Annotated in this window: 14 protein-coding genes; 5 read left to right on the top strand and 9 right to left on the bottom strand. The window is 32.7% G+C overall.

Annotated elements, in window-relative coordinates:
- Window position 1: 1 nt before the first annotated feature.
- From cntA to cntK, 4 genes are read right to left on the bottom strand one after another with little or no spacing between them, the layout of a single operon-like run.
- On the bottom strand, window positions 2–1,600 hold the full coding sequence (gene cntA / locus NST35_RS00685; RefSeq protein WP_002458117.1) for a staphylopine-dependent metal ABC transporter substrate-binding lipoprotein CntA: 1,599 nt from the start codon (window positions 1,598–1,600) through the stop codon (window positions 2–4).
- A gap of 50 nt (window positions 1,601–1,650) precedes the next feature.
- Window positions 1,651–2,943 carry a staphylopine biosynthesis dehydrogenase gene (gene cntM / locus NST35_RS00680; protein WP_002458118.1) on the bottom strand — a complete coding sequence of 431 codons (1,293 nt, stop codon included), beginning with the start codon at window positions 2,941–2,943 and terminating at the stop codon, window positions 1,651–1,653.
- Window positions 2,936–3,751 carry a staphylopine biosynthesis enzyme CntL gene (cntL, locus tag NST35_RS00675; RefSeq protein WP_002496029.1) on the bottom strand — a complete coding sequence of 272 codons (816 nt, stop codon included), beginning with the start codon at window positions 3,749–3,751 and terminating at the stop codon, window positions 2,936–2,938. The genes cntM and cntL overlap by 8 nt, the downstream gene beginning before the upstream one ends.
- Complete coding sequence (gene cntK / locus NST35_RS00670) at window positions 3,748–4,587, bottom strand: histidine racemase CntK (protein ID WP_002458119.1); 840 nt, start codon at window positions 4,585–4,587, stop codon at window positions 3,748–3,750. Before cntK ends, cntL begins: the two co-directional genes overlap by 4 nt.
- A gap of 577 nt (window positions 4,588–5,164) precedes the next feature.
- Here cntK and NST35_RS00665 point away from each other — a divergent pair.
- From NST35_RS00665 to NST35_RS00645, 5 genes are all read left to right on the top strand, one after another.
- A complete protein-coding gene (locus NST35_RS00665; RefSeq protein ID WP_002458121.1) occupies window positions 5,165–5,737 on the top strand; it encodes a DUF5067 domain-containing protein in 573 nt (190 codons plus the stop codon).
- A 44-nt stretch (window positions 5,738–5,781) separates the two neighbouring features.
- A complete protein-coding gene (locus tag NST35_RS00660) occupies window positions 5,782–7,266 on the top strand; it encodes a DUF6583 family protein (protein WP_002458122.1) in 1,485 nt (494 codons plus the stop codon).
- Between the two features lie 158 nt (window positions 7,267–7,424).
- Window positions 7,425–8,591 carry an ABC transporter permease gene (locus NST35_RS00655; RefSeq protein WP_002458123.1) on the top strand — a complete coding sequence of 389 codons (1,167 nt, stop codon included), beginning with the start codon at window positions 7,425–7,427 and terminating at the stop codon, window positions 8,589–8,591.
- Entirely contained in the window at window positions 8,588–9,508 is a 921-nt protein-coding gene (locus NST35_RS00650) for an ABC transporter permease (RefSeq protein WP_002475393.1), read from the top strand. The genes NST35_RS00655 and NST35_RS00650 overlap by 4 nt, the downstream gene beginning before the upstream one ends.
- 14 nt (window positions 9,509–9,522) lie before the next feature.
- Window positions 9,523–10,212 carry an ABC transporter ATP-binding protein gene (locus NST35_RS00645; protein ID WP_002487502.1) on the top strand — a complete coding sequence of 230 codons (690 nt, stop codon included), beginning with the start codon at window positions 9,523–9,525 and terminating at the stop codon, window positions 10,210–10,212.
- Window positions 10,213–10,339: 127 nt separating this feature from the next.
- On the opposite strand, the gene NST35_RS00640 is transcribed toward NST35_RS00645, so the two are convergent.
- From NST35_RS00640 to NST35_RS00620, 5 genes are all read right to left on the bottom strand, one after another.
- Entirely contained in the window at window positions 10,340–11,113 is a 774-nt protein-coding gene (locus tag NST35_RS00640) for an acetoin reductase (protein ID WP_002446842.1), read from the bottom strand.
- Between the two features lie 168 nt (window positions 11,114–11,281).
- A complete protein-coding gene (locus NST35_RS00635) occupies window positions 11,282–12,658 on the bottom strand; it encodes an MFS transporter (protein ID WP_002446841.1) in 1,377 nt (458 codons plus the stop codon).
- A 28-nt stretch (window positions 12,659–12,686) separates the two neighbouring features.
- Entirely contained in the window at window positions 12,687–15,704 is a 3,018-nt protein-coding gene (locus NST35_RS00630; RefSeq protein WP_002458126.1) for an NADH-dependent flavin oxidoreductase, read from the bottom strand.
- A gap of 82 nt (window positions 15,705–15,786) precedes the next feature.
- Window positions 15,787–16,692, bottom strand: a complete 906-nt coding sequence (locus tag NST35_RS00625; RefSeq protein ID WP_002458127.1) for an FAD:protein FMN transferase — start codon at window positions 16,690–16,692, stop codon at window positions 15,787–15,789.
- A gap of 413 nt (window positions 16,693–17,105) precedes the next feature.
- The gene (locus NST35_RS00620) at window positions 17,106–18,101 is read right to left on the bottom strand and encodes a metal ABC transporter solute-binding protein, Zn/Mn family (RefSeq protein WP_002490184.1); all 996 of its coding nucleotides are present in this window, start codon (window positions 18,099–18,101) and stop codon (window positions 17,106–17,108) included.
- Window positions 18,102–18,175: the final 74 nt, after the last annotated feature.

Here is an 18,175-nt window from a genome sequence, read left to right as displayed (position 1 = left end):
TTTATTTATATTGCATTTCATTAAATGGAAGCTCATATTGTGATTGTGTAAAGGATAATTTTTGTAAATCTTTAGGTGCAACAACAGTCATTCTGCCGTGAGTAATTGGAATAAAGACACCTTCATCGTCAACTTGTTTTAAAATTTGCTGATACGCTTTTGAACGTGCCTTTGCATCTTGAATTTTAAAAGCATCATCAATATCTTTGTACAGTTGTGTCTTATTCTTAATACCTAATGTTGCACTTTCATATCCCGTTTTCGTCTTAAATGCTGCTAATGTACTCTGAGGATCATATAATAGCCCCCATGTTTGATTAAACATTAAATCGTAATCACCAGAACTACGACGTTCAGCTACTTTATCTGACGTTTCTCCGTTTATATCTAGTTGTACACCTAACTTCTTAAATTCTGCTTCTAAGAATTCAGCTTGTTCTTTTTGACTGGAAGACCCTTTGTCATAATACAACTTAAGATTCAAATCTTTGCCCTCTTTTTGACGAACTTGTCGATCTTTTGAAAGCACCCATCCAGCCTTATCTAATAACGCTTGCGCTTTTTTCTTATCATATGTTCTTGTTGGTAAATTAAAGTTTATATCTGTCACATTTTTAGCAAATAGTTGTGTGGCTGGCTTTTCTTGTTTGTCTAAAATATCTTGAGCTATTTTATCTCTATTTACCATGTGACCTAATGCTTGTCTGACTGCTTTATCACTGACTGCACTATCTTTCTTACCAGAATTAACAACAAGCATTTTTGTATTCATAGCCTGGCTACGTTTTACTTGGTAGCTTCCGGTTTCTTTTAATTGTTTTAAACTATCTTTATCTAAGCTGTCTGTACCTCTATCATCTGTATAAGCAAAGTTGGTTTCTCCTTTTTTCATTGATAAAAATGCTGTTTCTCCTGCAGGTTTAACTTTTGCTTCTACTTTATTTAATTTTGCCTTTTCTCCCCAATATTGATTATTTTTATTAAACTCTGCAGATATATCTTTTTTGTGTTCACCCATTTTAAATGGTCCTGTACCGTCAAATGATTTCACACCATCTTTGGTTGTGCCGTGTTTAAAATCTTTAGGCGATACAAAAACGTATGGTCGTGGCATAGCTAGTTCTGCTAACGCAGGTTGATAAGCTTCCTTCAAATGTAGTTGTATCGTATACTTATCCTTAACTTTGACATCATCAATCAGTGTTGAAAGTCTTAACCATGAATGTAGTTTCTTATTTTGTTGTACTGCATCGATGTTTTTCTTCACTGCATCTGCATCAAATTTCGTACCATCATGAAAAGATACATCATCCCTTAAATGAAACGTATATGTCTTACCATCAGGTGAAATGTCCCATTTTTTTGCTAATAATGGCTTAATACCATCCCTGGTATTGCGAACTAACGGCTCATAAATCATACTCTCTGCTGACATTGAACCTCCATAAACATGGGGATTCATATCTCCAATATCTTTGACAGTTGTATATGATAATACTTTATTCTCTTTTTTCTCTGTTAGTTCTTTGTTACTTCCACAACCGGCTAAAATAATTCCAGATACAAAAATGACTGTACTTAGTTTTGTGAGTTTATTCATTGCTTTCCTCTTTCTTTTCGAAAATATGTAAACTTATATCATTACGTTTTTTATTTATAAAAAGTTAAGTAGTTCGTCACTAACGCTAAATCCTGTTTAAAATGATGTAATTCGAATTGCCTTGATAGTTGTTGATGTAAATGTGTGTCACAGTATTGTTTAACAGTATTTTCATAACGTAATAACAATGTGTCAATCATCGGTGTTGCAACGTTTAATGCTCTTCCAATCGCTTGAATTATCAAAGTACGATAATAATCTTCACTCGGCATGCGTGGTATATGTATGACTCCTTGTTCATCAGTATCAACATGTTTGTATGGTACGGCAGAAAAATCAAAATATGCACCTTGATCGTCCGGATTAGAAAACGGATCGATTAAAATTGCTGTATATCGCACATAAAGTAGATACTCTTGATGAATAGCTGGTAAATTTTCAAAGTTTTCAATATCTACTTCGCGCATGGTCTCATCACGTATAGGGTAGTTTTCTTTCACCATAAACTTTAGAAGATTGACCGAAGGTACCTTTAATTGTTTTAATATCATCATCATTTCTTGCCACATTAATCGCATTTCGTGTATTAAGGTCATTGTGATTGGTCCCTCTGGAAATAGCTTATATACATATACTGGTACTTTCGTCCCTTCAAATACCGCCTTTAATGAAAATTGATTCATAAACAATGGTGGGTGTACATAAAGTGAACTATTATGTATCTCCGCATGTAGTGGTGTGTCCATCGTTGTTAATTCTATATTTAAATAGTCAAATAAAGACTTAAGCTTACACAACATCATAGACTGAGATTGAGTCGAACCTACGAATAATTTTGATTTAACTCGTGTGGTTAGGACACAATGTGGTTGTGCTTTATCAAATATTCGGGTATCGCCTAGATAAGTGGAAAATGAAATCACTTCACCTTCACATTGAACATCTGATAGTAATTGCTTAACAAGCATATGTGATCCTAATGTTGGTGAGACCAAGATGATTTGCTTAATACGCTTTAATGTGGACTTAGATAATTGCTGTAATATCGGTCGATACGCATCGGCAGTACATGCTAAAATCACCACGTCATAATATTCCGTAATATCTTTAACATCTTTAAAAAAATGTCTAACCGTAAACTTACCTGAAAAACACTGATGTGCATCATTTTGAGTCATTACTGAAAAAAAGCCGTCACGTTGATACGCATCAAAGACTCTCTTAGATTTGGTTGATGCATGAACGCGACTCACCATATCAACTATATGTTCTCCATGTAAATGACATAGTCGAGCAAGTTGAATAGCGACCGGTCCACTACCAACCATTAATATTTTAGACATGTTCAACACCAACTTTTGATGCCACTTTACGATAAAGTGCAATATCAAAAATCTGCTTCGGTCGTGTTTGTAGTTCTTCACATCGCCACTGTGTTTCGTCAGTTGCTTGAGATGGATAATTAAACAATGCTTTTATATCATCACCGTATCGCATAGCTACAACAACTTCATCATTCGTCAATGTGTAAAGTTCATTCAAAATGTCATATTTGATAGGTATCGTCGAACTGAATATAATATGTGTCACAGATTGGATGTCTTCTAATTGATCAACTGTTTGATTACTAATAATGATATCTTCATTTGGCGCTAGTACATTGACGACACGTTGCCCTAAATCAACTGCTTCCAAATCTATATCTATACCAATGACCGCAGCGCCAGTTTCTTTAGCAACTTGAATCAATGTCATAGGATATGCTCCCGAACCAATCAGTAATAATTTGTCATTTTTTCCAATTTGCCATCTTCCGAATTCTTCATTAATGCAATGCTCTATATTTTCGAAATAACCTGACATGGTCGCCCTACCATTCAACAAACGTTGTGCGCGAATGACTTCTACTTGTTTCACACATTTTGCTGATACCTCTTGAAGCTTCTTGGTTAAGCTCATTTTTGTTTCTAAATCGTTCCATGTTAAATAGTGATGCTCTGCCAAAGGTTGAAGTATCCATTGACTGTATTCATCAATCAAATTTTCTAAATCAACAATATGCCGACTATCTTCCAAAACGAGTTGATGTAAGTACGTAAATTGTTCTAAATAATATTGTAATTGGTTCTCTATTTTTGTATGATCATTCATATTTGCGTCATTGTCTCCTGTTCTATATATGCTTGTCCTGTTGCGACAGTTGAAACTTGACCCTTAATCGTTGTTTGGTATTCATTTTGTCCAGACTTTCTGGATGAGACAATAATACTGCCTCCGGGTTGGTTAACTAGGTAATCTTGAATATCATGATCTGTTAGATAATTAACTAACACACCGATAGAAGCCGCTCCTGAACCACAGCTATTTTCCCAGATTAAGCTATCTATTTTAGGTATATGTATCAATGGATATATGAATTGTTTATCTTGTTGAAAAAGCATGACGCCAATCGTTTTAAATTGTTGATGCCATGTTTGCGCACTGACAAAATCTTCCACGCGCTGTTTCATTGCTAAATCTACACCATCACACATCAACACGTAATGAATGTATGTATCGTAGCTAATTTCAAATGCTTTAAACTGTTGGTCCCCTAATTTCACAAATCTTTCCTTAACTTGATGTACTTTTGGCATAGTCACTTCATAATGTTGCGAATGAACTTTACACTCTACAGGATGAGAACATCCCGAAACTCTTAATTGAAATTGTTGATGCTGTATCAATAAACGTTCTTTTAAATAGTGAATGTAAGACATAGTCGCATTACCACAAAATTCATTTCCACTCATTACCAAGTGATAGTTATCCCCATTTTCATAGTTTACTGATTCAATGAACCCAACTTGTTCACAACACACATGTGTTGTCGCCATCAACTGATGTGCAATCGCTGCGTATTCGCTCGGTTGATGCTTTGAATGAACAAGAATTGTCATATTTCCAGATGGATTATATTTTGAAAATTCGACCACTTGACGTTGCATAAAACACTCCTTTTTATTGTAAATTTTTAAATTAAATTGTTAATAAAAATGATTAACCTCATAAAAATCAATAACTTAGAATAATTGCATAAAACAAATCGTAATTGTTACGATTTGAGAATTATATTAAACGAGGCACATACAGTTGTCAATATAAATGATAATTATTTTCAATTAAGAGAATAAAGTGAAATGAATATTCTTATAAATATCTACGATAAAAAGTACATATGTCTATATTTAAAAACTTGGTTGATACGCTTTAAATGAATTTAAATTCAATTATCATCTGAAGTGTTTTTATTAAAGAATATAAGCAGAAAAAGTTTAACTAAATTAAATGACACAAAATTATAAAAACAAATATATAAATACTAACAATATTTTAATTATCTTCTATGTTGGCAATGCTATAGATTTCATAGAATATTTAAATAAAAGTATTACTATTAAGCAATACAAATGATATACTTAATAGCGAAAATATCCATTATATTATTATATTGAAATTATTATTATTAGGATATTTTACATTTACATATTTATTTTATTTCTTATTTACGGGAGGATATTAATAATGAAAAAAGTATTAGCACTATTATTTGCGTCAACACTCATTTTAGGAGCATGTGGTGACAAAAATGACGAATCTAAAAATGATTCTTCATCTAATTCTACAGATAGCGTTTCTGTAGACAAAAATGACAATGAAGATAAAACAACAGCGAAATTCAAAAATGATAAATTAACAACGGACAATTTTGATATTGAAATTTTAGAAGCCAAAACTGTCAAAGCATCTGAGTACGATGATGACAAGAAACCAAGTATCGCTATCATCTATGGTGTTAAAAATAAAAAAGACCAAGATTTAACAGCATCTTCAGCATTTATCAAATCATTTGATATTTATCAAAATTCTAAAGATGTTAAGAGAAGATTAGAAATTGGCGGTGGATTTGATACTGATTTAAAAGAAAAATATGAAGAAGATATGGATAACAAAATTAACAAAGATGGAAAAGTAAAAGGTGTTATGTTCTTTAAATTGAAAGACACTAAAACACCAGTAACACTTGAAGCTAAAGATCCAAATCATGGCAATGACGAAAAAGTGGGTACTAAAGAATTTAAAATTAAAGAAAATTAAAAATATAGATATGTAGACATAGACACAATTTGGGAGGATATTTAATGTCTAAAAAAATTAAAGTTATAGTGCCTATCGTACTTGTATTAATCATTCTTTTGGGGATTGCTTGGGGTGTATATGCCTTTGTAACAAATACACCTAAAAACGCATATTTACTGAGCGAAAAAAAGACCGCTAAAAATGTAAAATCTTATGTTGATCATCGTTTTAGTAACGAAAAGAAATTCCAAAAAAAATTAAAAGATAATTCATATGTTAATACGTATGATCTACATGCTAATGCATCTAAGGAATATCTAAAAGATCTTGGTTTACCTAAAACTATTTTAGATAGTTCTAAAATAACTGGAACTATCGGTCATGATCCAAAATCAAATAAAGGAATCATGAGCGTATCACCTAAAATATTAGATAAAGATATTGGTAAGTTCCAATGGACAGCAAATGATTCAACTCAATTCTTCGATTCACCCTTATTCAAGAAAAAGTATAGCGTCAAAAACTCAGAACTATTAGAAACAGCTGCTCAAATCTTTGATGAAGATCCTTCTGACTATAAAGAAGAGGGACTTTCAAATGCAAACTTTGATCTGAATAATAAATTGGGTATTGTTCATTCTCAACAAGAAGATGTTGAAAAACTGATTAAGCGATATACAGATTTAGTCATCGATCAATTAGAAGATGATGACTTTGAAAAAGGTAAAAAAGAAAAAGTTAAAATTGACGGTGAAACAAAAAATTTAAAACCTATCACTTTAAATATAAGTCGTGATAAAGCTAAAAAAATCACTGTCGCAGCATTAAAAAAAGCTAAAAATGATAAAGAATTACAACGTTTATCAAGCATTAATGAAAAAGAGTATAAAAAAGAAATCGAAGAGCAACTTGAAGATGCTCAAGATAAACAAACTAAAGAATTTCCAAAAATTAAATCAACTATCTACCAACAAAAGCATCAAATACTAAAACGTAACATCACAATTACTGATAGCGACGGTGAAAAAACTACTATCAAAGGCACGAATGTGATAGATGACAATATCCAAGTCGATTATAAAGTAACTAGTGATGGAAACACACATAACATTAAAGGATCTTCTAAGAAAGACGGAAAGCATTATAAAGATGACTATAAATATAGTGGTGACGTAGACTATGAACGTCTAAATGTTCATTTAAATAATAAAGAGAGCGTAAAAGATTCAAAACGTAAAGATACTGGAACTATTACTATCGATAATGCTATCGATCATTATAAAGTAAATTATGAAGACAATTTAGAAACAGACGCTAAAAATAATCTTCAAAAACAAACATTAAATATTGGATTTAAACTAGACGAAGAGCCTATTAATATTGTTATCAATGCTAATTCAAAACTTAAAGAGCGCATTGATTTTAATACCGATAATGCAACGGACTTTAATTCATTATCTAAGAAAGATAAAGATAAATTATCAGATGAAATTAAAGATAAACAAAAAGACATTGTCAAATCAGTCTTTAAAAAGCTAGATGATTAATTCATAGAATACTAAGCGATTGAACGACAATGACTTTCACCACCTATAAAAGGTAGGTCATATACTGGTTAATTTCACGGGGTGGGACTCACATTCAATTGAAACTTTACGAATGATAGTCTCACCCCTTTTATCTTGAATTCGCTAGGAGTGGTCACTTGAAATCTTTCAAATTGTTTCATATATATCACTCATTTTTACTTAAAAAGTGGTATCTATTTTTATATTTAATATTGATATTATTGACGCTCATCGTAACTTTAACAACTATCCAGCACATTAATCAAAATGATTCAAAATTTAATATTGGTATCGTTGATAAAGATCATTCTAAAGAAACAAAACTAATTTTAAACACTGTGGGTAAAGGCAACAATCTTGGCAAAAATGCTGCTCTCAAAACTTATAATGAGAATCAAGCGCAACATCTGCTTAAACAGAATCAATTACAAGGATACTTTGTCTTCGACCGTGGTATGACCGATACTTTTTATAAAGATGGTAGCCTTCCTATAACTGTTTATACATATGATGAACAATCAAGTAACAGTGTCGTGGTTAATCAATTAACACGCTCAGTTTATGACCGTTTAATGTTATCAATGGGCGGTGTGCTAAGCTTTAACCAATTAGCTAAAGATCCTTCAAATGAAGACGTAGCAATGACATTGATTGATATGTTATTTACCGGTTTAAATCGTTCAGGTTCATTTAATTTTGAACCCATACATATTTATGACACCAGTAGTTATTATGTAGTCACTGGCTTTCTTTTGTCTATCTTTATATTGTGTTTATCACTTTATACAGTACTAAAAATGAATCAAGAAACTGCACTCAAAGAACGCTTGCAAATGTTTCATTTTTCCTTTGAAAAGCTCACGATAGTTCGAGGTATCATTGCATGGTTTTATTCACTCATATGGGCATTTATTGGCTTTATCTGGATTACTCATGCTCTAAATGCCCCATTTGAAAAATACAATTGGCCAACGGTAGCTTTACAACTCATTTATTACGTTACGCTACTTGTCCTATGCTTATTACTTATAGACTTAATTACTCGTTCATGGGTAAACTTTCTACTCAAATTATTACTTAGCTTTGTTATCATTATTTTTTCAGGGATAATTATCCCTACTATCTTCTTTAAACACATGCTTAATGATGTAATCATTACACAACCATTTAGTTTGGTTACTAATCAAATGTTAGAAATAACACTCAATAACTATATTTTAGACACACATCCAGCATTTTATTTAAGTTTTATTACACTATTGATACTATTCATCATTGTTTTAGTATGGAGGTATCGCCGATGAAACCATACATTCAACTCGTCATTAAGAAACAATGGTTACAATATGTGTTTCTTATTAGCACGATACTAATCGCTTTAGGAACTCTATGGTTAGGACAAAAATTGGCTCAGCAAAATTTTAAAATACCTATCGCCATTCAAGATATGGACCATAGTTCCGCTTCGAAAAAATTAATTAAAGATATAGAGCAAAATCAGTATGTAACAGTAAAACATTTATCTCATGATGATTTTTATATCGATGATTTGGTAAAAAAGAAAGAAGTCATTGCAAGCCTTGAAATACCTAAGGATTTCTCTAAACACCTTAAAGCTAATGATTTAAATAAGACTCTTCCATTATATAGCAGAGATGATTTTATAGGACATATTGCTATGGAAATAATCAGTCGATCATTATACGAACAACAAATCCCTAATATTATTCATGAACATCTTGATGATATGAAACAACCACAATCCTTAGATAAAGTGAAACAATCTTATTATTCTCATACACCTCAATCTAAAATAAAAAGTGTAGCTATCAATAAACATGCTCATCAATCCATTTCAATTGGCATTGTATTTGTTGTCGTCATCTTTGTAAGTGTTATCCAAATCCTATTACATCAACGTCTTAAACAGAACGCACCTCTCGGAAGATTATATTTGGTACCTTATAGTCAACTTAAACTATACTTGACTTATATCAGTGTACATGTGGTCATACTGATGCTCATGCTATTGATAATCAGTCTTTTTATGCATCAACCATTAAGCATTCTTTTCTACTTAAAAACACTAATTATAGTTTTATTTTATGAGGCAGGTATTGCTTTATTACTTTTTAAAATTAATGTCCTTAGTCATCGTATATTTATGGCTATTATTTATACAGTAGCGATAGGTATCATATATTTATGGATTCAATTGTAAAGGAGTCATATTCAATGATAGATATTCAAAATGTTTCAAAAAGCTATAAAAAGAAGCATATTTTCGATTCCCTAGATATGCAATTTCAACCTCATAAAATTACTATTTTATTAGGTGAAAATGGTGCTGGAAAATCTACATTATTGCGTTTAATTGCAGGTATTGAGAATGCAGATGAAGGACGTATTCAATACTTCAATCAATATATATCAAGACGTCGAATACGTCATATTGTAGGCTATGTCCCTCAAGACATCGCATTATTCGAGCATATGACTGTCATGGAAAACATTGAGTTTTTCAAGTCACTTTGTGAAAATCCTATTTCAGATGAAACACTTCATTCTTATTTATCACAATTAAACTTTACTGATACAAAAGTGAAAGTATCTAACCTTTCTGGTGGAAATAAACGTAAAGTCAATATTATGATAGGTCTACTTAGTCGGCCTAAAATACTTATTCTAGATGAGCCAACAGAAGGCATCGATCTAGAATCAAGATATGATATTCACAACTTATTACAACAAATGACCGATCAATGTTTAATCATCATGACGACACATCATTTAGACGAAGTTGAAGCACTAGCAGATGATATTAAAGTTATAGGTCAAAATCCTTTTTATCCTGATATTTTAGAAAATAAAGGTTGGTCTTTTAAAAAATATGCAAATGCCTTAGCTGATAATACAAAATCTTAAGTTGTACTTTCACTCTATCATTTCATCAATATTTAACATCAAAAAGGCTTGCCCTTTCGTCGTATATTTCTCGATTGAAAAGGCAAGCCTTAATAAATTTTATACACATTTATTTACCATGTCTAACTTATCTATACACTAATCCACCATCAGTTAAAATGGATTGACCTGTAATATAATCAGAATCATTTGAAGCTAAGAATGATACTAAGTTCGCAACATCTGATGGCTCTTGATATCTTCCAAGTTTGATTTCTGAAGAAAATGCTTCAAATGCGTCTCCTATTTCTAGACTATCATCAAGTTTCACCATTTCTTCATCAATACGATCCCACATTTCAGTTTTGGCAACTCCTGGGCAATAAGCGTTTACGGTAATGCCTTTGTCTGCTAATTCTTTAGCAGCTGTTTGAGTAAAGGAACGTACTGAGTGTTTTGTTGCTGAGTAAGTGCCGAGTACTTCATAAGATTCATGTCCTGCAATACTACATGCGTTGATGATTTTACCTTTACTTTTTTGTTTAATAAATTGGTTAGCAGCTGCTTGAATTCCAAACAATGTACCAAATACGTTAATATTAAATAACTTAGATAATTCATCTTCATCAATTTCTAAAATTGGCGTCACAGCATCAACACCTGCGTTATTTACCATAACATCTAATTGACCAAATTCTGTAACTGCAAACTGAACTAATTCTTCCTGTTCTTTCTTTTTAGATACATCACTCTTGAATGCGACAGCTTGATAACCTTTTTCTTTGAATTCTTTCTCAGTTTCTAATAGAAGTGCTTCATTAATATCTTGTAGTACTACATTAAACCCATCGTTAGCAAGACGTTCTGCAATACCTTTACCTAATCCACCTGCTGAACCTGTTATAATTGCTGTTTTACTCATATCTATCTTCCTCCTTATTTATCATCTACCCTTTAAACATGGTCGTAGTAATAAGATTGGGAAATGTCAAATGTTGTTAATATATTTGTCGAAAAGTTGTTGTTTTTATTCATTATTAAATGCAACTTCAAATTACTAACACTGCTTTTAACTCCAACAATATACCTTTTAAATATCTACATTCTTTTTAGGAATTAAACAATACGCCGCAATAAATGCGATAAATACTAAACCTGCACCCACGATAAATGCGATAGTAGCTGCTAAATATGCCGGGTGATTTACAGATAATGCCGTATATATTGTTGTCACAACAGCGATTCCAAATGCTGCACCTAGTGTAGAAGTCATTTTTATAATTCCTGATGCAGTACCTGCTTTTTCAGCTGGAACATTAGATACAGCAGTAGATAGCGCGGGAGTAGCAAAAAATCCTAATCCTAGACCTATAAAGATAAAGCCAATACATGCCACAATATAATAAATCATATTAGGCAAAGAAGTGAATGCTAAAAGTATAATACCAGCAGTAATTGATATCGGACCTAACATCAATGGCAATTGCGGTCCCCTTTTTTGCATAAAACGTTCACCAACACGAATCATTAACAAACTACACAGCATATATGGAATCGTAATTAAACCAGCTTGTGCAGCTGTTAGATGCTTATCGTCTTGAACATAAATATTAAATAATGCTAATGAACCAATATCCATGTTCACCATCAAGTTGGCTAATGTTGTTCCGATATAAACATTATTTGAAAATAAACTTAAATCTATAAAAGGTTCATCTTGACGTTTTTCAAATATATAAAATGCAATTAATGTCACAATGAATATAGCAATTAATATCAATATAAGAGGATTTAACCATCCAATTCTATCTCCTTGCGTAATCACTACGTTAATACTTAACATCATGACAACAAAAATAATGATTCCAACGATATCAAATTTTTTATTATATGCAGACTCATCTTTAGATTCTGGTATACCTCTAAGCAATATTAAGGCAATAATTGAGAAGATGATTGACAACACGAAAATCCATCGCCATCCAATAAATGTAGCTATAATTCCAGCAAATAGTGATGCTAACCCTGTTCCACCATAGGATCCGAATGACCAATAACTAAGTACCTTTTGTCTTTCTTCACCTTGGAAGAAAGAATTAATTAACGCGATAGTTGCTGGAAGTAAGCATGCCGCAGATAAACCCTGTAAAACACGCCCTAATAATAATAAAATTGGTGCATGCGAGATGATCAATGCAATAGAGCCAAGTATACTTAATATTAGACCTGCATTTGTGATTTTAACTCGACCTATTTTATCAGATAATCCCCCTGCTACGACTATAAATACACCTGTTAAGAGTGATGTGAGACTGACCGCAATATTAACAATACTCATATCTACATGATAAAAACGTTGAACATGTGGTGCGATATTCAAAAAAGACTGTGCAAATAACCAGTATGTGAGAATCCCTAAGATAATCGCTACAATTAGTTGTTTCCCTTTATTAAACTGTTCGCTCATCGTAAGTGGCCTCCTACTCTTCCATCATTTATTTCGTTACAGCACTTTGACCGGCAATGCGACCAAAAGTAAAAATATCTGCCAGTGCATTTCCGCCTAAACGGTTACCAGCATGAATACCACCGGCAACTTCACCAGCCGCATATAAACCTTCAATGATATGACCTTCAACATCTATAACTTGTGCTTGCGTGTTTATTTTTAAACCACCCATAGTATGATGTATTGCAGGTTTACGTGGTGTCGCGTAGAATGGTGCTTTTTCAATTTTTAAATCAAATGCATTTTTATTGAAATCCTCATCTTGTCCTTGTTCTACGAAGGTATTATATCTTTCAATCGTGTTCACAAAAGTAGTTGTATCAATGTTTAATTTTTGGGCTAATGCTTCTAAGGTATCTGCTTTTACTAAAGTGCCGTCTTCTAATTCTTGATTAATTTTGTCCTCAGTTGTATTCATAGCTAGTGCTTTAATATTTGCATCTGCAATAATATAGAAGATACCGTCTTTTTGTTCTAATGCTGCCTTAGATAATACATCTCTACTTTCAAATTCGTTAACAAAACGTTGTCCTTCCTTATTAACGAAGACAAAGTTTGAAGGTGTTACGATTAATCCAGTAAACAATGCACCTGTCTTCGGATCAGAAATCGGCATCATTTGAGAGAATCCCATACCTACGATGTCAGCGCCTGCCTGCACACCTAAACGTATACCATCACCTGTAATTGCAGGAGAATTCGTTGTCTTAATGTCATCAGGAATATTATCCCAATACGTATTATATTGTTGTAGCATTTTTGTATTCGCTCCAAAGCCACCTGTAGCCAACACTACACCATGACGTGTATGAATCTTAACTTTAGCACCATTTGCTTTACGTGCTTCAATACCAACGACTTGATTACCTTCTTTGATTAACTTTTCTGCAGTAGTTTCTGTAAAAATACGACCATGATTACGTTTAACGTAGTCTCCTAAATTTTCAATGTACTCTAAACCTTGTGCTTTCATTGGTTTATGACCACGACGCCATAAAGCACCCACAGGCATATCCACAAACGAACGATCAAAATGAACACCTTTGTCTTTCAACCAATATACTGATTCCAAAACGTTATCTGTGAGTGTTTTAACTAAATCATAATCACCTGAAATTTCGACATTATTACGATCTTTACGTTTACCACCTAAATATGTTTGAATACGATGTAATTCGACAGAATCAAAAAGATATTCATTTTCATTACTGCTATTTTCAAGATAGTCTTTAATTTGACGTTTTAAAGTATTGAAATCTTCAATGTAAGCTTCATCTATATCATTTTCATCATGATTTAATAATTGTAAGAGTGTCTCTCTTTCACCAGCAAGTGCCGGGAATGCATTTTGCCATTTAGGCTCAGCAGCGTTGACTTGACCACCTGTACGGATAGTATTGCCACCTATAGCCGCAAATTTCTCAAGCATGATGACTTCTTTTCCTTCATCTAATACCGTAGCAGCTGCACTGAGTCCAGCACCTCCTGTACCAATCACAACGACGTCAGTCGTCTCTTCAACGACCTCATCAGACCACTGAACGACCGGTTTAGGACGCGCCCGTAAAATATCTGGATCTTCTCCTGCTTGTTCAATTGCATCTGCAATACCTTGCACGATGCCCTCACTTGTTACTGTCGCACCTGAAATGACATCTACATTCAGTGTTTGCCCATTGATAATATCTTGCGGTAAACGTTCAAACACTGGGTTCGCTATACCTTCAGATTCTCCGCTATCATCTACCTCGATACTTACAATCTTATCTTCTGATAATTGAACTTTCATAGGTAGGTTGCCATTATGACCTTTTGCATAGACATGATACGTACCTTTGTTAAATTTAACTTTTTTATTTTGAAGTGCTTTTAATCTTTCATATTTACGATGCTCTTCTTCTTTATCTAAAATCATGAAGTCCATTACTTTCCATAAAGGGGATGGTATGTGAAGTACTTTCTGATCATGTATATCGACAAATTGTTCTACTTCTTCGTTTTGTGAAATTTTATCTGTCCATTGTGGTTCCACTAAATAGGCTTTCCCAACACTTAAAAGATCATATCCTAGTTCAAGGGCATGTTCTGCATCTTGTCGTTGGGCAATACTACCTACACCAATTAATGGAATTTTTGCCAACTGTGCACTTTGCATTTTGATGTACTTATTAATTAAAGGTTCTGTATCTTCTTGATTCACAATAGATGTACGTTGATAACTGTTTGCAGATATATGGAAATAATCAGGTTCATATTCTGCTAATGTATTTAGTAAAAACATAGTATCTTCAAAACGTATGCCTGGTTCTTCAATTTCTTCAGGTGAGAATCGATATCCTATAATAAAATGAGAAGCCTCTTTTTCAGCAACGACATGTTGAACCTTTGTTAAAACTTCGATTGGAAATCGTGTACGTTTTTCACGACTGCCTCCCCATGAATCTTTTCTCCGATTAGAATGTGGAGAGAAAAACTGTTGTAATAAGTATGTGTTGGCACCATGAATTTCGACACCATCAAACCCCGCTTCTATAGCGCGACGTGTAGCCTCTCCAAAGTCATCAATCATCTCATTGATTTGAGCATATGTCATTTCTCTAGGTGGTACTGCATCGGGTCTTAATGCTGCAATGGGGCTTGCAGATATCGGCTGCTCTCCTTCATTAAATTTAGGATTTGCCATTCTTCCGGCATGATAAAGTTGCAAAATCGCTTTTGATCCCTTAGCTTGAATCGCTTCTGCTAAACGTTTGAGTCCAGGTATTTTATCATCATTATCAATACCTATAGCTCCCGGAAATCCTCGTCCGTGATTTTCAACAAAACAACTTTCAACAATGATTGCTGAAGCATCACCAGCTCTAAATTGATAATAATCAATCATTTCTGATGTAACACTTCCATCAAAATACCCAGCTTGGATAGTCATGGGCGCCATTAATACTCTATTTTTTAATTCGGCACCACTTTTAAATTTGAAAGTATCGAATATTTCCTTACTCATAGCAAATCCTCCTAGTTATTTGTGAATATTTTCACATTATTGTTTAAAAATAAAATACTCTTCATGAGTATTCTTTAAATTTTTATAAATACTTTTGCATTTTCGAAGTCATTAAAACGCTTCCATCTCTTGTCACAATAATGCCTTCAATACCGTCAATGATATTTAATAATTCAATATTTTTTTGTGATTGACCAAAACTACAAATTGTACTCCATACCTCGCCATCAATCCCATGATCAGATATGATTGTCACGCTAGCGATATCATTATCTACAGGATAACCTGTTGTTGAATCCAATATATGATGAAATAATTGATTTTCCTGTATGAAGTAACGTTCGTAGATACCTGATGTAACAACTGATTGATGCTCTACGTTTAATGTAACGAGTGGTAGTGCATCCTTATGAAATGGATTACGTACACCTACATGCCATTTTTCTAATGTTTTGGGTTGTCTACCAATTGTTAAAACATTACCACCTAAATCGATAATGGCAGAAGATACACCATGAGATAAAAAGTATTGCTGTAATTGATCAGCAAAATAGCCTTTAACTATAGCTCCTAAATCAATCTCCATTCCTGATTGTGTAAGAAATACTTCATGTGTTTTTGAATTTAGAACAAGATTTTCAGGATTCATACACAATAAAGCACGTTGTATATCCTCTTCTTTAGGTTTCAATGCATCTTTAAAACCAATTTTCCATAATTTGACGAGTGGCCCTATCAAAATGTTCATCTTGAAATTAGAAGATAATGTAGTTTCATAACCATAACGTATCATGTTAAACATCTCAGAACTAACCTTGACTGGTGCGATACCTGCATGCTGATTCACATTCATCAAATCTGATTTCGGATCATTAGCACTAAATTGTGATTCCCAAGCACGAATTTTTATTTCAGCTTCTTGAAGTAATGTATCCGAATATTGATGCTCAATCGATAAACGTATCACCGTCCCCATTGCTTTAATCATTAGCGTTTTCACCTTTTGACTCCCCCTTTCCACCTATCCCACAACGCTAATATGTATATAAAAATTAAAATCTACTTTTAAATAAAAATGATTACTTTAGTTTCTATATTTACATTAACATAATTTCAAATATATGGTTTTTGCTTATTTAAATGTTCACAATTATATCAAATATTAATCAAAGAATAAATTTCACTCTTTTAAATTATACTTCTTTGAATCTTTTTAATAAAAAAAGAGTGGAACAGAATCCATACAGAATTCTTTATTCCACTCTCACAAAACTAACTAGAGTTGACAGCCTTTTACCTTCATAAGTAATCAACTCAATCAATCGAAAATACTTCCACATCTGAACAAATCATTTCTGTCAATGTTTCTTTGGTGTCGTCTTTTCTATAATTTTGATTGATTTATTCGTTTTTTAGCGCTTTTTCAATGGCTTTAATATTTTTTTTCATAAATGATTGGTAAGTATTGTTGTCATCATCTTGTTGTTTTGTGTGTGAACCCATATTGTAAAATTGAATTGTTTTCGCATTAGTCTCTTTTCTTACCGTATCTGCTACTTTATGAGATACATTTTCTTCTATTAAAATATTTTTCACTTTATCCTCTTTAATTTGTTTAACAATATTTGTTAAATCTTTTTGACTTGGTTCTTCCGCATTCATATTTTCAATGCCTTCTTGTTCAAAATGATAACGCTCTGCTAAATAACCAATAGAGTCATGTGAAATATAAACCGTTTTATCTTCATTACCTTTCACAGCGTGTTTCATATCTTTATCTAAGTCTTTTAATTCTTTAACGAGTTGCTTGTAATTCTTTTCATAATAAGATTTATGCTTGCTATCTTTTTCCACCAATTCATCTTTAATTGCTTTAGCAAATTTTTGACTTACTACAGGATCCAACCAAATGTGTGGGTCGTATTTTCCATGGTGATGATGTTCATGTTCGTGTTCATCTTCATGTGCTTCGCCATGTTCGTGATCTTCTCCGTGCTCATGCTCATGTTCTTCGCCTTTTAATAAATCCTTATTTTTATCTAAAGCTGATTCTAGTGATAGTGTCTTATCTTTATCATTTATAGCTTTAGCGATTTTCTTAGCTACGGGATCTAAGTTATCACCAGTATATAAGAATAAGTCAGATTTCCCAATATCTACCATTTGTTTTTGACTTGGATCATATGTATGTGGATCTACGCCTTTAGGATAAACCGATTCAACATTTACATATTTTCCACCGATTTGCTGTGCAAATGATTTAAGTGGATACACTGTCGTCTTTACATCTAACTTTCCTTTATGATCAGATGATTGCTGATGACCATCTTTACCGCAAGCAGCTAGTGATAATGCTAAAACTGCTACAAAAAATATAATTAAACCTTTTTTATACATGTGTACATCTCCTAAATCGAAATTGTTACGCTTTAATATTTACATTATTTTTTATTATTGTCAACGGTAATATT

This window comes from Staphylococcus sp. FSL W8-0304 (genome assembly GCF_038006565.1).
In the GTDB taxonomy this organism is placed as follows: domain Bacteria; phylum Bacillota; class Bacilli; order Staphylococcales; family Staphylococcaceae; genus Staphylococcus; species Staphylococcus epidermidis.
The sequence above is the reverse complement of the archived record's forward strand: the minus strand, read 5'-3'. Positions and strand labels throughout refer to the sequence as shown.

Coding starts and splice junctions, on each gene's coding strand:
- cntA (WP_002458117.1), bottom strand. CDS start 1,600: ATGAATAAACTCACAAAACTAAGTACAGTCATTTTTGTATCTGGAATT.
- cntM (WP_002458118.1), bottom strand. CDS start 2,943: ATGTCTAAAATATTAATGGTTGGTAGTGGACCGGTCGCTATTCAACTT.
- cntL (WP_002496029.1), bottom strand. CDS start 3,751: ATGAATGATCATACAAAAATAGAGAACCAATTACAATATTATTTAGAA.
- cntK (WP_002458119.1), bottom strand. CDS start 4,587: ATGCAACGTCAAGTGGTCGAATTTTCAAAATATAATCCATCTGGAAAT.
- NST35_RS00665 (WP_002458121.1), top strand. CDS start 5,165: ATGAAAAAAGTATTAGCACTATTATTTGCGTCAACACTCATTTTAGGA.
- NST35_RS00660 (WP_002458122.1), top strand. CDS start 5,782: ATGTCTAAAAAAATTAAAGTTATAGTGCCTATCGTACTTGTATTAATC.
- NST35_RS00650 (WP_002475393.1), top strand. CDS start 8,588: ATGAAACCATACATTCAACTCGTCATTAAGAAACAATGGTTACAATAT.
- NST35_RS00645 (WP_002487502.1), top strand. CDS start 9,523: ATGATAGATATTCAAAATGTTTCAAAAAGCTATAAAAAGAAGCATATT.
- NST35_RS00640 (WP_002446842.1), bottom strand. CDS start 11,113: ATGAGTAAAACAGCAATTATAACAGGTTCAGCAGGTGGATTAGGTAAA.
- NST35_RS00635 (WP_002446841.1), bottom strand. CDS start 12,658: ATGAGCGAACAGTTTAATAAAGGGAAACAACTAATTGTAGCGATTATC.
- NST35_RS00630 (WP_002458126.1), bottom strand. CDS start 15,704: ATGAGTAAGGAAATATTCGATACTTTCAAATTTAAAAGTGGTGCCGAA.
- NST35_RS00625 (WP_002458127.1), bottom strand. CDS start 16,692: ATGATTAAAGCAATGGGGACGGTGATACGTTTATCGATTGAGCATCAA.
- NST35_RS00620 (WP_002490184.1), bottom strand. CDS start 18,101: ATGTATAAAAAAGGTTTAATTATATTTTTTGTAGCAGTTTTAGCATTA.